Annotated in this window: 10 protein-coding genes; 6 read left to right on the forward strand and 4 right to left on the reverse strand. The window is 57.6% G+C overall.

Features of this window, described 5'->3' with window-relative positions:
• Positions 1-188 precede the first annotated feature (188 nt).
• Complete coding sequence (locus OHL22_RS09105; protein ID WP_263335841.1) at positions 189-809, reverse strand: carbonic anhydrase; 621 nt, start codon at positions 807-809, stop codon at positions 189-191.
• A 113-nt stretch (positions 810-922) separates the two neighbouring features.
• Between OHL22_RS09105 and phnF the strand changes: the two genes are divergently transcribed.
• Complete coding sequence (phnF, locus tag OHL22_RS09110) at positions 923-1684, forward strand: phosphonate metabolism transcriptional regulator PhnF (protein WP_263335844.1); 762 nt, start codon at positions 923-925, stop codon at positions 1682-1684.
• On the opposite strand, the gene OHL22_RS09115 is transcribed toward phnF, so the two are convergent.
• Positions 1654-2148 (reverse strand): DoxX family protein, encoded by a 495-nt coding sequence (locus tag OHL22_RS09115; RefSeq protein ID WP_263335846.1) that lies wholly within the window; start codon positions 2146-2148, stop codon positions 1654-1656. The two genes, phnF and OHL22_RS09115, sit on opposite strands and share 31 nt — an antisense overlap.
• A gap of 84 nt (positions 2149-2232) precedes the next feature.
• Here OHL22_RS09115 and chrA point away from each other — a divergent pair, with 84 nt between their 5' ends.
• Complete coding sequence (gene chrA, locus OHL22_RS09120; RefSeq protein ID WP_263335848.1) at positions 2233-3537, forward strand: chromate efflux transporter; 1305 nt, start codon at positions 2233-2235, stop codon at positions 3535-3537.
• A gap of 307 nt (positions 3538-3844) precedes the next feature.
• On the opposite strand, the gene OHL22_RS09125 is transcribed toward chrA, so the two are convergent.
• Positions 3845-4828, reverse strand: a complete 984-nt coding sequence (locus OHL22_RS09125) for an aldo/keto reductase (protein ID WP_263335850.1) — start codon at positions 4826-4828, stop codon at positions 3845-3847.
• A 210-nt stretch (positions 4829-5038) separates the two neighbouring features.
• Here OHL22_RS09125 and OHL22_RS09130 point away from each other — a divergent pair, with 210 nt between their 5' ends.
• The 3 genes from OHL22_RS09130 to OHL22_RS09140 all read left to right on the forward strand — a co-directional run bounded on the left by OHL22_RS09130 (position 5039) and on the right by OHL22_RS09140 (position 11176).
• Positions 5039-6214 (forward strand): serine hydrolase domain-containing protein, encoded by a 1176-nt coding sequence (locus OHL22_RS09130; RefSeq protein ID WP_263335852.1) that lies wholly within the window; start codon positions 5039-5041, stop codon positions 6212-6214.
• A gap of 107 nt (positions 6215-6321) precedes the next feature.
• Positions 6322-7329 (forward strand): AraC family transcriptional regulator, encoded by a 1008-nt coding sequence (locus OHL22_RS09135; RefSeq protein ID WP_263335854.1) that lies wholly within the window; start codon positions 6322-6324, stop codon positions 7327-7329.
• Between the two features lie 190 nt (positions 7330-7519).
• Positions 7520-11176 (forward strand): TonB-dependent receptor, encoded by a 3657-nt coding sequence (locus OHL22_RS09140; RefSeq protein WP_263335856.1) that lies wholly within the window; start codon positions 7520-7522, stop codon positions 11174-11176.
• Here OHL22_RS09140 and OHL22_RS09145 read toward each other — a convergent pair.
• A complete protein-coding gene (locus OHL22_RS09145) occupies positions 11167-11685 on the reverse strand; it encodes an SRPBCC family protein (RefSeq protein WP_263335859.1) in 519 nt (172 codons plus the stop codon). The genes OHL22_RS09140 and OHL22_RS09145 overlap by 10 nt on opposite strands.
• Positions 11686-11973: 288 nt before the next feature.
• Between OHL22_RS09145 and OHL22_RS09150 the strand changes: the two genes are divergently transcribed.
• Positions 11974-13380, forward strand: coding sequence for a serine hydrolase domain-containing protein (locus OHL22_RS09150; protein WP_263335862.1), 1407 nt, complete (start codon positions 11974-11976; stop codon positions 13378-13380).
• Positions 13381-13509: the final 129 nt, after the last annotated feature.

A 13509-nucleotide genomic window follows, 5' to 3' on the forward strand; every position in this document is an offset into this window, starting at 1 on the left:
AGGTTGGAAAACACCTGAGCTGCCCAGGGAACGAGACGGATAGCTTAAGTTAAGAATGGTTTACAGGAAAGTCAACGGAAAGTTTCGGCGGGATTGCGTGTCTTCGTGTGCGAAATAACTCGCTGTAACACGAGTAGTCGCGACGAACCATAGGGATAGTTCGCCGGAGATTGTGTGTGCAGTACCGCTCAGGCAGGCAGAAGGGGCACGAAGGTGCGCTGCTGTTCGTCGTAGCGCTCGACGCGGCCGGAGAGGATGTCGTAGTACCAGCCGTGAACTTCGATGGAGTGATGAGCGAGGGCGCTGGCCACTGAAGGCTGGGCGCGCAGGTTGGCGAGCTGGGCTACGACGTTTCCACGAATGATGGAGCAGAGCTCGGCCTGGTCGCCGTCTTCCGGACGGAGGGGTTGACGATGGCTGAAGGCGGCCTCAACGTGATTGAGCCAACGGCTAGCTTTTGGGAGTTTTTCGAGGCCCTTGCGATGGAGGGCGGCTTTGAGCGCGCCGCAGTCGGAGTGTCCGCAGAGGACGACGTGGCGGACTTTGAGGACTTCGACGGCGTACTCGATGGTTGAGGTGACACCGTCCATGTCAGCGCCTGTAACGGGGACGACGTTGCCGATGCAGCGGGAGAGGAAGAGATCGCCGGGGCCAGTCTGGAAGATCAGGTCGGGGACGATGCGTGAGTCGGAGCAGGTGATGAAGAGGTATTCAGGGGCCTGCGACTCGGCGAGGAGATGGAATTGCTCACGTTTGGCGGGGAAGACGTCTTTCTGGAATTTCGAGTATCCCTTGACCAGCTTGTCCATTTGCTTTCGTCTCCTGCTTTGCGGTGATGCTGCCTTGTACAGGGTAGCTCATGGGTGATGGGGATTGTGAGACGGATTCGAGCGGCTGGAGGACAGGACGTTATATTGTCCTCATGAGTGAGGCGCTGCTTTACGAGAAGGTTGAGGAAGTGCTGGCTGCGGAGATTGCCACAGGAGAGCTGCGGCCCGGTGACCGGCTGCCGAGCGAAGATGAATTGCTGACGCGGTTTGGGGTGAGCCGGATTACGGTGCGGCGGGCGATTCAGAATCTGGTGCAGCGCGGGGTGGTGGAGATTCAGCGGGGGCGAGGGACGTTTGTGCTGGCTCCGCGGATTTCGCAGGAGCTCACGAAGCTCACCGGTTTTGTGGAAGACATGATGGTGCATGGCCGGAAGGCTTCGGCGAAAGTGTTGAGTCGCGACGAGGTGGCTGCGAATGCTACGGTGGCGCGGCAGTTGGGGATCAGCAAGGGCACGCGCGTGGTGCGGATTGAGCGCGTGCGGCTGGCGGATTCGGTGCCGATGTCATTGGATGAGACGTATCTGCCGCTGGCGATTGGGAGGCAGATTGTGCGAAATGATCTGCGAGTGAAGCCGATCTTTACGCTGCTGGAGGAGAAGTACGGCGTTCCGCTGACGGAGGCGGAGTATAAGCTCGAGGCTTCGGCGGCTTCGGCTCATGTGGCAGAGGCGCTGTCGATCGAGGAGAACGCGCCGATCTTGCGGATTGAGCGGACGACGTTCACTACGGACGGCAGGCCGATCGATTACGAGATGCTTTCGTATCGAGGAGACCTGATCCGGTTTGTGACGCGATTGATACGCGGGGCGAAGACGGAACCGGGTCATTCGACGCGACGCCGTCTTAAGGCGTGATAAGAGTCGAATGACCATGGAGTGGGAGCGCTGAGAGCGAGCGCGAGGAAGCAAACGATGTAGAGCAGGTCGCATTCGTAGCCGGGAGGGCCGAATTGTGCGCGACCATTGACGATGCCTGTGAGCTTGATGGAGCTGAAGCCGTAGGGAAGATGCACGGTGACGATGGCGACTGCGAGCAGGATGATGGCGGGGATGCTGACGAGTGAAACGAATGCGCCGAGCAGAATGCAGAGGCCGCCGAGAATTTCGGTGCCGATGGTGAGCCAGGACATGAGGTGTGCAGCGGGAACTCCGGCGGCGTGGAGGATGTTGGCGAAGGCTGCTGGGCCTTTGGACCATTTGGCGAGGCCGTGGGCGAGGAAGCCATAGCCTACGAGCAGACGGAGGGGCAGTAGGGAGTATTGCGCGGCGTAACGATGGGGGCCGTCTTTGCGGGTTGTCGATGGGCTGTATGTGTTCATGTCAGGACGCTTCGCTTTCTGGTGTATCAGAAGTTCAATTTCGACAATATGACGTTATAATGTCTTTAGGAGTTACAGAAGATTTTGCCTGCTGCTTTGCAAGATGAGACTGTGGCTCCGGCCTTTGGTGAGGCGCTGCGGTTCTGGTGGAAGCTGGGATGGATCAGCTTTGGCGGTACCGCGGCGCATATCGCGATCATGCATGACGAACTGGTGGTCAGGAAGCGCTGGATTGGCGAGCCGGAGTTTTTGCATGCGCTAAGTCACTGCATGATGCTGCCGGGTCCGGAGGCGACTCAGCTTGCGATCTATATTGGACGGAAGCTGCATGGAGTGAAAGGCGGAGTAGCGGCGGGAACGCTGTTTGTGTTGCCTTCGACCGCGGTGCTGCTGGCGCTGAGCGTGGTCTATGTGCGGTATGGGAGCGTGCGCTGGATTACGGCGATGATTTATGGCCTTAGATCCGCCATCGTTGCGCTGGTGACGGTGGCGCTGTTGCGTGTGGCGCGGCGTACGCTGCTTATGAGGCTGCAGTGGATTGTGGCTGGATGCGCATTTGTCGCGTTTACTTTGCTTCATGTGTCGTTGCCGCTGGTGATGCTGGCGGCGATTGCGATTGGCGTGCTGCTGGCGCGGGTTGCTCCGGGATTGCTTGGTGCGGATGAAGAGCAAAGCGGCGTGGCTAAGGATGGCTTGCGCATCTGGAAGCCTCTGCTGCGTGGGGTTTTGCGTGTGACTGCCGTTGGGTGCGCGCTCTGGGTTATTCCGCTGATTGGGTTTTTGTGGAACAGCCGCGATTTTTCGTTCTGGTGGCGGCTCTCGACGTTTTTTACGAGGACGGCGTTTGTCACGATTGGAGGCTCATACACAGTGTTGCCGTATGTGGCGCATGAGGTGGTGACGCACTATCACTGGGTGACTGGCGCGCAGATGCTGGATGGATTTTCACTGGCGGAGACGACGCCGGGGCCGCTGATTATTGTGGTGGCTTACATCGGATTTATGGCGGCGTACAACTACTTTCATGGAGCGATGATGCCCGCCGTCGCTGCGTTGTTCGTCACGGTTTTCTATACGTTTTTGCCGTGCTTTGTGTTTGTCTTTGCGGGGGCTCCGGTGATAGAGCGAACGCATGGGAACAAAAGCGTGCAGGGTGTGCTGCGGCTGATTACGGCAGTGGTGGTGGCAGCAATGCTGACGCTGGTGTTGTTTCTGGCGCGTGGCGCGTTGTTCTCTGCGGAAGGTGTCGCGTTCGCGAATCTTGATGTGCTGGCGGCGGTGTGGGTTGCGGTGTCGTTTGTGTTGCTGCAAGGGTTTCGTGTGGGTGCGATGGGTATTGTGGGGTTGAGTCTGGTGTTTGGTTTGGTGCGATTGTGGATTGTGGGTTAGAGACAAGGTGGAAGCTCGCCTCAGGGGCTAAAGCCCCGTTTAGTGGCTTTGGTTTAATGCCGGGGATGAATCCCCGGCCTACCTAAGTGCAAAGGCAAGTGCAACGGCAAAGGCAAAGGCAACGGCAAGTGCAACGGCAACTGTCAAGGCATGTCGATGGAGTTTTGATGCCTGTTCATAGAGAAGCAGATCCCCTTCGGGGATGACAGAAGAGCAAGAGCAACAGCAAAGGCAACGGTAGATCCTTCGCTGTACTCAGGATGACAAGGGTTGGTGGTAATACCGGCTTTTTGACTTGAAGCGTTGGTTAGCGGTTGACGAGTTTTTGCATTTGTTCGGGGTAGCGTTCGCCGACGATTTTGATTTGGGCCAGGGCGGCTTCGATTTGTTTCAGGTCTTCGGCGGTAAGTGTGATGCTGGCGCCTCCTAGGTTTTCTTCCAGGCGATGGAGCTTGGTGGTACCGGGGATGGGGACGATCCAGGGCTTTTGCGCGAGGAGCCAGGCGAGGGCGATCTGGGCGCGGGTGGCCTGTTTCTGGTCGGCGATTGAGCCTAGTGTGTCGACGAGGGCCTGGTTGGCTTTGCGGTTTTCTTCACTGAAGCGCGGGACCTGGTTACGGAAGTCGTTGGCGCTGAAGGTAGTGTCGGCATTGATGGCCCCGGTGAGAAAGCCTTTGCCGAGCGGGCTGAAGGGGACGAAGCCGATGCCGAGCTCTTCGAGGGTGGGCAGGATGGCTTCTTCTGGCTCGCGCCACCAGAGAGAGTATTCACTTTGCAGGGCGGTGACGGGCTGCACGGCGTGGGCGCGGCGGATGACCTGGACGCCGGCTTCAGAGAGGCCGAAGTGCTTAACTTTGCCCTCGGCGATGAGTTCTTTGACTGTGCCGGCGACGTCTTCGATGGGGACTTCTGGGTCGACGCGGTGCTGATAGAGCAGGTCGATGCGATCGGTGCGGAGACGCTTGAGTGCGGCTTCCGTGTGTTCGCGGATGCGCTCGGGGCGGCTGTTGGCGCCGATGATCTTGCCGTTTTCGTATTTGAAGCCAAACTTGGTGGCGATGACGACCTTGTCGCGGATGGGCTCGAGAGCTTCGCCGACGATTTCTTCGTTAAGGTAAGGGCCGTAGGCTTCAGCGGTGTCGAAGAAGGTGACGCCGCGGTCGAAGGCGGCGCGGATGAGAGAGATGGCCTGGGATTTTTCGGTGGCTGGTCCGAAGCCGAAGCTGAGGCCCATGCAGCCGTAGCCGAGGGCGGAGACTTCGAGATTCTTGCCGAGGGTGCGCTTTTGCATGATTGCTCCTTAACGCTATGAGGGTCCGCGGCGTTAGCGCTAGTGCGTACCGCGGCGCGGATGCCTATGTCTTGACGTTAGCGAAGCTATCGAAAGCTTGCCATGCAAAACACGTCAATCTTGCTGCGAAACACGCCGTTGTTTGGCGCAGGGCAAGTATGCTGGAGGACGAATGGCATTCATCAACTTAGCAGAGGTTAGATAGTGAATATGCTCAGACGAGCTTTTCTTCTTGTTGCGTTTTGTTTCGGTCCATGCCTGATGGCGCAGACGACTCCCGACGGGGCGGCCATTGATGCGAAGGTTGGCGGCGTCATGGCGCAGACGGGCGCAAAGGGCATGGCTGTGGCGGTGATTGACCATGGCAAGGTTGCGTATGTGCATGCTTATGGGGTGCGCAATGCGAAAGGCGATCCACTACAGACGGATACGGTGATGTATGGCGCGTCGCTGACGAAGACGGTCTTTGCGTATACGGTGATGCGGCTGGTGGACGAGGGAAAGATCAAGCTCGATACGCCGATTGCGGATGATCTGGACAAGCCATTGCCGAGTTATGGGCCTGATCCGGCGTATCCGGACAAATATGGACCGTACAAGGATCTGGCGGATGATCCGCGATGGAAGAAGATTACGCCGCGTATGTGCCTGACGCACTCGACGGGATTCAGCAATTTTTATTTCCTTGAGCCGGAGCAGAAATTGCGTATTCACTTCGATCCGGGGACGCGTTTCAGCTATTCGGGCGAGGGCATGATTCTGCTGCAGTTTGTGATTGAACATGGGCGGAAGGATCAGGGACTGGGACTGGATGTTGGCGATCTGACTCATGCGAACTTTGCGCGGCTGGGGATGACCCGGACGAGCCTGACATGGCAGGAAGGGAAGGACAGCAATGAGGCGGACGGTTGGAATGACAAGGGCGAGCCGCAGTCGCATTCGAAGCGAAGCAAGGTGCGCGTAGCGGGATCGATGAACACTACGATTTCGGATATGTCGAAGTTTACGGCAGCACTGGTGCGGGGAGATGGATTGACGCCTGCGTCGCGTGCCGAGATGACGAAGCCTTCGCTGCATATTCCAACGGCGCATCAGTTTCCGCTGTTTCAGCCTGATTTGCCGGTAAGTGAGCAGCGGAAGGATCTGGCCGCGGGACTGGGTGTAGTGGTGTTCGACGGGCCGCAGGGGCATGGGTATTACAAGGGCGGCCATGACGGGCAGACGGCGAACACGATGGTGTGTGTTGAAAAGAGTCAGCGTTGTGCGTTGATTCTGTCGAATGATGTGCGGTCGGAGGCGGGTTTTGCCGATCTGGTGCGATTCATACTTGGCGATGCCGGTGTGCCGTATGACTGGGAATACGGGGATTATGCGGGAAAGTCGTAGCTTGCTGACGCGCCGATTCCGTGGCGGGATTTGCGTGTAGATTGGCGTGTTATGCGTGGCATGCGAGTGCTTGATCCGATACGCTTAGGTCGATAGAGGAGCGTGGAATGGGCAGGCATTTTCGTGTGGCGGGGCGGCTGGCACTGAAGCTGGAGGAACTCGGAGTTTCGGTACCTGCGGTACTGCGCAAGGCTGGGCTGCCGCAAGATCTCTTTGAGCAGACGCGAGTGCTGGTTTCAACGAATGAACTGTTTGCGCTATGGCATGCGATTGGCGCGGTGAGCGCCGATGCGCTGATTGGATTGAAGCTGGGTGTGGAGGCGCGGAGGGAGCGGTTTCATCCGATGGGGATTGCGGCACTCTCGACAGAGAACTTTGTGGCGGCGGTGAAGCATATGGCGCGGTTCAAGAAGCTGACGGCGCCGGAAGAGATGCCACATGAACTCGACGATGAGGAGTTCAGTGTGTCGTTTCGCTGGCTGCTGAGTGTGGAGGCTGAGCCGCAGGTGATGCTGGACTATTGTTTTGCGTGGATGCAGACGATTGCGCAGCATGGGACGGGACGCAAGGTGACTCCGTTGCGCGTGGAATATGTGGCGCAACGGCCGCAGATGCGTGCGATGGAGCGGCACTTTGGTTGTGAAGTGCGATGCGGAAGCGGGCGTAATGCGATTGTGTTTCGCGCGGCGGATGCGACGGCTCCGTTTGTGACGCGGAATGCGGAGCTGCTGGATATGCTGGCTCCGCAGTTTGATGCTCAGATGAAGCTGCATGCGACAGAAGACAGCTTTGTGGAACTGGTGCGGCGAGCGATCCAGGACAGGTTGACGGGGCATCGGCCATCGATCGACACGATTGCGCAGGCGCTGCATATGAGCTCGCGGACACTGCAGAGACGGCTGCAGGAGGCGGGTTACAGCTTTCAGCGGGTGATGGATGAAGCGCGGCATCAGATGGCGCGGTATTACCTGAGCAATTCGGTGCTGGAGTTGAATGAGGCGGCGTATCTGCTGGGGTTTGAAGATCCGAACTCGTTTGGACGCGCGTTTCGAGGATGGGAAGGCATGCCGCCGAATGATTGGCGTGAGATGCACAGGGTAGCTGCGAGGGTCTAACTCTCAGATTGAGTGCATAACAAAGTGTGCGGGCTCCTAAACATTAGATAAGACGCGAATTATTTACTGGCTCGATTCAATCGCACTGGTTGTATACTGCCGTTCAATCCGGGGATGAGTTCGGCAGTGTCTTGCTTTAGCCGAAAGTATTAGGCCCCTATCTTGCTGCGATGCGTCGAATGGAGACCTCATGCGTTCTTCTTTGTTTGTCAGGCTGCAGGCAGTTTCCTCTCTCTTACTCTTCCTGATTCTGGCTGGTGTGGTTGCGACGGGACAAGGCTACTTCGGAACTGTGAGTGGCGTTCTTAGCGATCCTTCGGGCGCAGTTATTCCAGGCGCTAAAGTTACGCTGACGGATCAGGAAAAAGGCTTCAAATTTGAGACAAAGTCGGATGAGTCGGGACGGTATCTGTTCCGGGCGGTGCAGCCTGGGCTTTATACCGTGACGGCTGAGATGACGGGATTTGAGAAGACGGAGCGCACGGGTGTGCGCGTGGATGTGAGCGAGAATCCGACGGCGAATCTGCACTTGAAGATTGCGGGAGCGTCGCACTCAGTGGAGGTGACGGCGCAGGAGCAGCATCTGGATGTGGAGGATGCAACGACGGGGCTGGTGGTGAACCGGAAGTTCATCAACGATCTGCCGCTGATTGACCGGTATGTGCTGGATCTGACGGCGCTGACTCCGGGCGTGACGGAGGCGGACGATCAGTGCCCAACGGGCTGCACCGGGACGAACTTTGTATCGAATGGCAGCCGCAATTCGACGGCCGATGTGCTGATGGATGGCGCGACGATTACAAACTTTGAGCCGAATGGTGGCGTGACGCAGGTGACGTATACGCCTTCACCGGAGGCAGTGGACGAGTTGCGCGTGGAGCAGTCGAACTTCAGCGCGGAGTATGGTTTTTCGGGCGCTTCGGTGGTGAACATGGTTACGCGCTCGGGGACCAACGATATTCATGGCAGCCTGTATGAGTTTGCGCGCAACACGATCACGGATGCGAACAACTGGTTTAACGATGCGGCTGGGATTCCGCTGCCGCCGGTGCACCGGCATAACTTCGGGGGGACAGTTGGCGGGCCGATCTGGCGCAATCATGCATTCTTTTTCTTTGACTATGACGGCACACGCCAGAGCTCTGCTGCTACTTATCAGGCAGGTGTGCCATCGGATGCCGAGCGCACGAACGGTGACTTTGGCGAGGTGTGTGCAGCGAATGGCGGAACGTTTGACGACACGGGGCTCTGTTCCGTTGCCGCGGGGCAGATATGGGATCCGTATAGCGGCGTTTATGTCAACAATGACAATGGTGCGGGCGCGGTGCGCAGTGCGTTCATTCCGTACAACAACATCGGGGCCTACTCGAGCCCGGGGAATCCGAATCTGCAGGGCACGCCGTATCAGCTGGCGGCTGGACCGGGGAATCTGATCGATCCAGTGGCGAAGACGCTGATGAATCTTTTCCCAGAGCCGCAGACGAATGTGCCGGGCGAGTCGATCTATCGAAACTGGATCGGCTCGGGCGCCACGTCTACGCCGAATGACCAGTTCGACGTGAAGATCGACTATCAGGTGAACAAGAAGAACCTGTTGAGCGGCAAGTATTCGCAGCAGTGGACGAGCACGGTGGCTTATAACTGCTTCGGTAATTTTGCGGATCCTTGCGCGGGTGGGCCGAACAAGTCAGGTTCGCATCTATTCACTCTCAACGATGTGCATACCTTCAGTCCGACGCTGCAGTTGACGAGCATCTTTGGCTTCACGCGCGGCATGGAGCGGATCAGCGCGTACAACGGCGATGGAGGCGTGACCGATCCGCTGAAGACTTTGGGTTTTCCGGAGTATCTGAATTCGAATGGATTTCCTGGCGTGCCGGCGATCTTTATCGATCAGGGCTCTTACTTTTCGGCGGGTTACACGAGCATCGGCGGCGATCCGTATGGCAACTACAAGCAGGGGCAGGATACGGGGCAGATCACGGTGGCTATCGACAAGGTGATCGGGCCGCACGATCTGAAGATTGGATTTGAAGGCCGCCAGCACCAGATGAACTACATCCAAACGAATGCGCCCAACGGCATCTTCAACTTTGACCGGACGGGATCGGAAGGCTGCCCGTATGACTTCGGAGATTGCGGCGGCGACGGCATGGCCAGCTTCATGATGGGGCAGACGAGTGTATCGAATGTGAGCTATTACGAGATTCAGGATCAACCTGCTACCGAGGACCGCCAATATGCGTGGTATGCGCAGGAAAACTGGAAGGCGACTCGCAGACTGACCGTGAATATTGGGCTGCGGTATGACATTTCTGATCCGCGCACGGATCGTCATAATCGGCAGAACTGGTTCGATCCGAATGCGACGCTGCCGCTTCAGGTGCCCGGGCTGACGCTGAAGGGCGGCGAGGTCTTTGCAAGCTCGGGTAACCGACACATTGTGAACACAGACTGGCGCGATATTCAGCCGCGCTTTGGCTTTGCTTATCTGCTGACGCCGAAGATGGTGGTGCGCGGCGGGTATGGCATTTACTATTCGCAGTCGCGTGCGGGTGCGACGGGTGTGGCTCCGTATGGCGCGCAGGGATTTAACCAGTACACCAATATGATTCCGACGTACAACAACGATGGTGCTACGCCGTATCTGCATCTGAGCAATCCGTATCCGAATGGGCTGATTCAGCCGCCGGGCAATACCCTGGGAGTGATGAACGATGTGGGCCAAGGCGCGACGGGGCCGCTGCGCTCGATGACCGATACGCCGTATGAGCAGAGCTGGAGCTTTGGATTTGAACAGCAGTGGCCATCGAACATACTCTTCAGCCTGACTTACATTGGCAAGAAGGGCACGCATCTCTACTTCTCGGGCGCAAACTACATCAATCATCTTGGGCCGCAGATTGAAAGCTACAACTCGGACCAGATCAATAACCTGACCAACTATGTGAATAATCCGTTCTACGGCATCATTACGGACCCGACGAGCACGCTCTCTTCACCGCAGGTGCAGGAATACACGCTGGAGATACCGTATCCGCAGTTTCCGGGCGGGGTTTCGACGGAAGCGTGGCCGATAGCGAACTCGATCTATCACGGGATGCAGGCCGTGGTGGAGAAGCGCTACTCGAATGGGCTGCAGTTTCTGGCGACGTATACGTGGTCGAAGTCGATCGACGACGCATCTGCTCCGGATGACAACACGACATGGCTGGGCAGCTTTACGAGTTTGCAGGATCCGAACAAACCGTGGCTGGAGCATAGCCTTTCGACGTTCGATATTCCCCAGGTGTTCCAGTTGAGCTACACGTACGATCTGCCAATCGGGCGCGGTAAGATGCTAGGCCACGATATGCCTAAGTGGGCCGATGTGGTGATTGGCGGCTGGAAGACGAACGGCGTGTGGCGTGTCTCCGAGGGACGGCCGCTGGCTTTCTCGATGTATGACGGCGTCTCGCTGCCGACGTATGGAGGGCAGCGCCCGAACTGGGTTGAAACGCCGCAGAGGGCCGGGGGTAAGGACTCGGATTGGATCAACGGATACATTGCGAACCCGGGGTCGGTTGTGAGACCTGTGCCGTATACGTTGGGCAATGTGGAGCGTGCTGTTGGGGCGATTCGTACTCCCACTGCATTTAACACAAGCGCCAGCGTGGAGAAGGAGTTTGCGCTCTCGGCGATTCACGAGGGCATGCGGCTGGAGCTGAGGCTTGAGGCGCAGAATGCTCTGAACCATCCGGTGTTTGGAACGCCGGATACTGCGGTGGATGACCCTAATTTTGGTGTGATCGGGTATACGTCGAACTCGCCGCGGCAGATGCAGCTTGGGGCGAAGATTTATTTCTGAGTGGAGGTTTCAGAGATGGGAACGGCGCCGGGTAGATACCGGCGCCATTCTTCGCTTTCCGCGATGGTTTTGAGCATCTGAAAGCGGCGATGCAGGACGTCATGGATGTAGGGTGTGAGGATGCGCTTGCCTGCGGCGTAGCCCGCTGATCCCCAGGGCAAGGAGAAGCGGATTTCATCCTGAAGCAGAGTTTGGTTGTCGGGCTGGGATTCGAAGCGATGGTCGTGTTCGAAGATGGCGAAGCGGCCGGAGAGCATGCGGTCGCGCAAGAAGCTATTGGGTTTGAGGGCTTCTATGATGCTCTCGTGATATTGGGGGAATCCGAATTTCCAGCCGCGCCATAGGATCGTGTCACCGCTTTGCACGAAGCCCGTGGTGCGACCGCGGATGGGCTTCATGTGAAGCTCGCGCTGAACCAACTCGACACAGGTGGAGAGCTGGAAGCAGCGATCGATGGGGGCGTTGATTTGGATCTGACCGCGGACGGTGAACTGATGGGTTGCGGGCATAGGGAATATTTCTACGATAGAGGCGCGGACGGCGGCAGTTGCGCGAAGCGACCGCTTTGCATTCGATGGGGTCAAAGCCGGGGCTATTTTGGGCGCAGGTTCGGAGTGCTTGCAAATATCAAAAACTCACCTCAGGGGCTGAAGCCCTGAGTATGGCGTTGGTTTTGTGCCGGGGATAAATCCCCGGCACACCATTTCGATGAGTTTGTCTTCGACGGGTTTGTCTGGATCGTTGATCGCACTTAATGACGCGGCTGGTAGAGTGAGTTGTCTGGAGGGTCTGCAGAGATGAAAGGTTCTTGTCTTGTGCCGTTAGCTGCGGGGGTGTTGACGGTTGTGCTGTGCCAGGCAGTGGTGGCTCAGGATGCAGTCGATACGATTACGCCGGAGCTGAAGGGGCGTGTGGATCGGATTGCGGCGCAGGTGATGGAGATGCGTGGCGTGCCTTCGGTGTCGGTGTCGGTGGTCGAGGGCGGGAAGCTTGTTTACACGCATGCGTATGGGCTGGCGCATATTGCTCCAGATAAGGCGGCGACGCCGGAGATGCGGTACTCGATCGGGTCGGTGTCGAAGCAGTTTACGGCTGCGGCGATTTTGTTGCTGCAGGAGCAGGGGAAGTTATCGCTGGATGATGCGGTAGGGAAGTATGTGCCGGGGCTGACGCGCGGGGATGAGGTGACGATCCGGCAGATATTGAGCCATACGTCGGGGTATCAGGACTACTGGCCGGAAGACTACCTGATGACTCCGATGATGAAGGCGACGACGGCGCAGCAGATATTGGATACGTGGGCGAAGAAGCCGCTGGATTTTGAGCCGGGGACGAAGTGGCAGTACTCGAATACGAACTTTGTGATTGCCGGGCTGATTGTGGAGAAGGTCAGCGGTGAGAAGCTGATGGATTTTCTAGGGGAGCATATCTTTCATCCGCTTGGGATGAGGTCGGTGTGGGATTCGGATGAGACAAAGCTGACATCGACGGATGCGACGCCGTATATTCGCGCGGCGCTGGGGCCGTTGCGGGCTGCTCCGAAGGAAGGGCGCGGGTGGATGTTTGCCGCAGGTGAGCTGGCGATGACGGCGCACGACCTGGCGCTGTGGGATGAGAGCCTGATTCACCAGACGGTGCTGAAGCCGGAGAGCTACAAAGAGATGTTCACCGAGGTGAAGCTGAAGGATGGCAGCGGCACGCATTATGGGCTGGGCGTAGAGGTGACGGATCTGAATGGACATCGGGAGATTGAGCATAGCGGCGAGGTGACGGGGTTTGTCTCGGAAAATATTATGCTGCCGGATGATGGGATTGCTGTAGCGGTGTTGACGAATCACATGGCGAATGGGGCGGGTGAGATTGGGCGGCTGGATGCCGATGCGGTGCTGGGGCCGGAGTCGCTGAGTGGACCGGCTAAGCAGGCGCTGGAGATTTATCGGGGATTGCAGAAGGGGCAGATTGATCGCAGCTTGCTGGCTCCGAATCTCAGCGATTACTTTGATGCGCAGACGGTGAAGGATTATCAAAACAGCCTGGGGCCGCTGGGCGAGCCGATCACGATTGAGGGTGGACGTGAGTCGCTGCGGGGTGGGATGACGTTTCGGGCATTCACAATTGTGTATGCGAAGAAGAGGCTGTCGCTGACGACGTATACGTATTCGGATGGGAAGCTGGAGCAGTATTTGATTTATCCGGTGAGTTAGGAGCCGGTGTGAGTGTGATCGATTGATACCAGATTAGGGAGAAGCGGATTCCCTACGGAATGACAGACAAGAAAGGCAAATGCAAGAGCGATCTTGCAGCGCGTGGTAGCGATACCAGCGTATACTTCG

The organism is Acidicapsa dinghuensis (assembly GCF_025685685.1).
Taxonomy (GTDB): Bacteria; Acidobacteriota; Terriglobia; order Terriglobales; family Acidobacteriaceae; genus Acidicapsa; species Acidicapsa dinghuensis.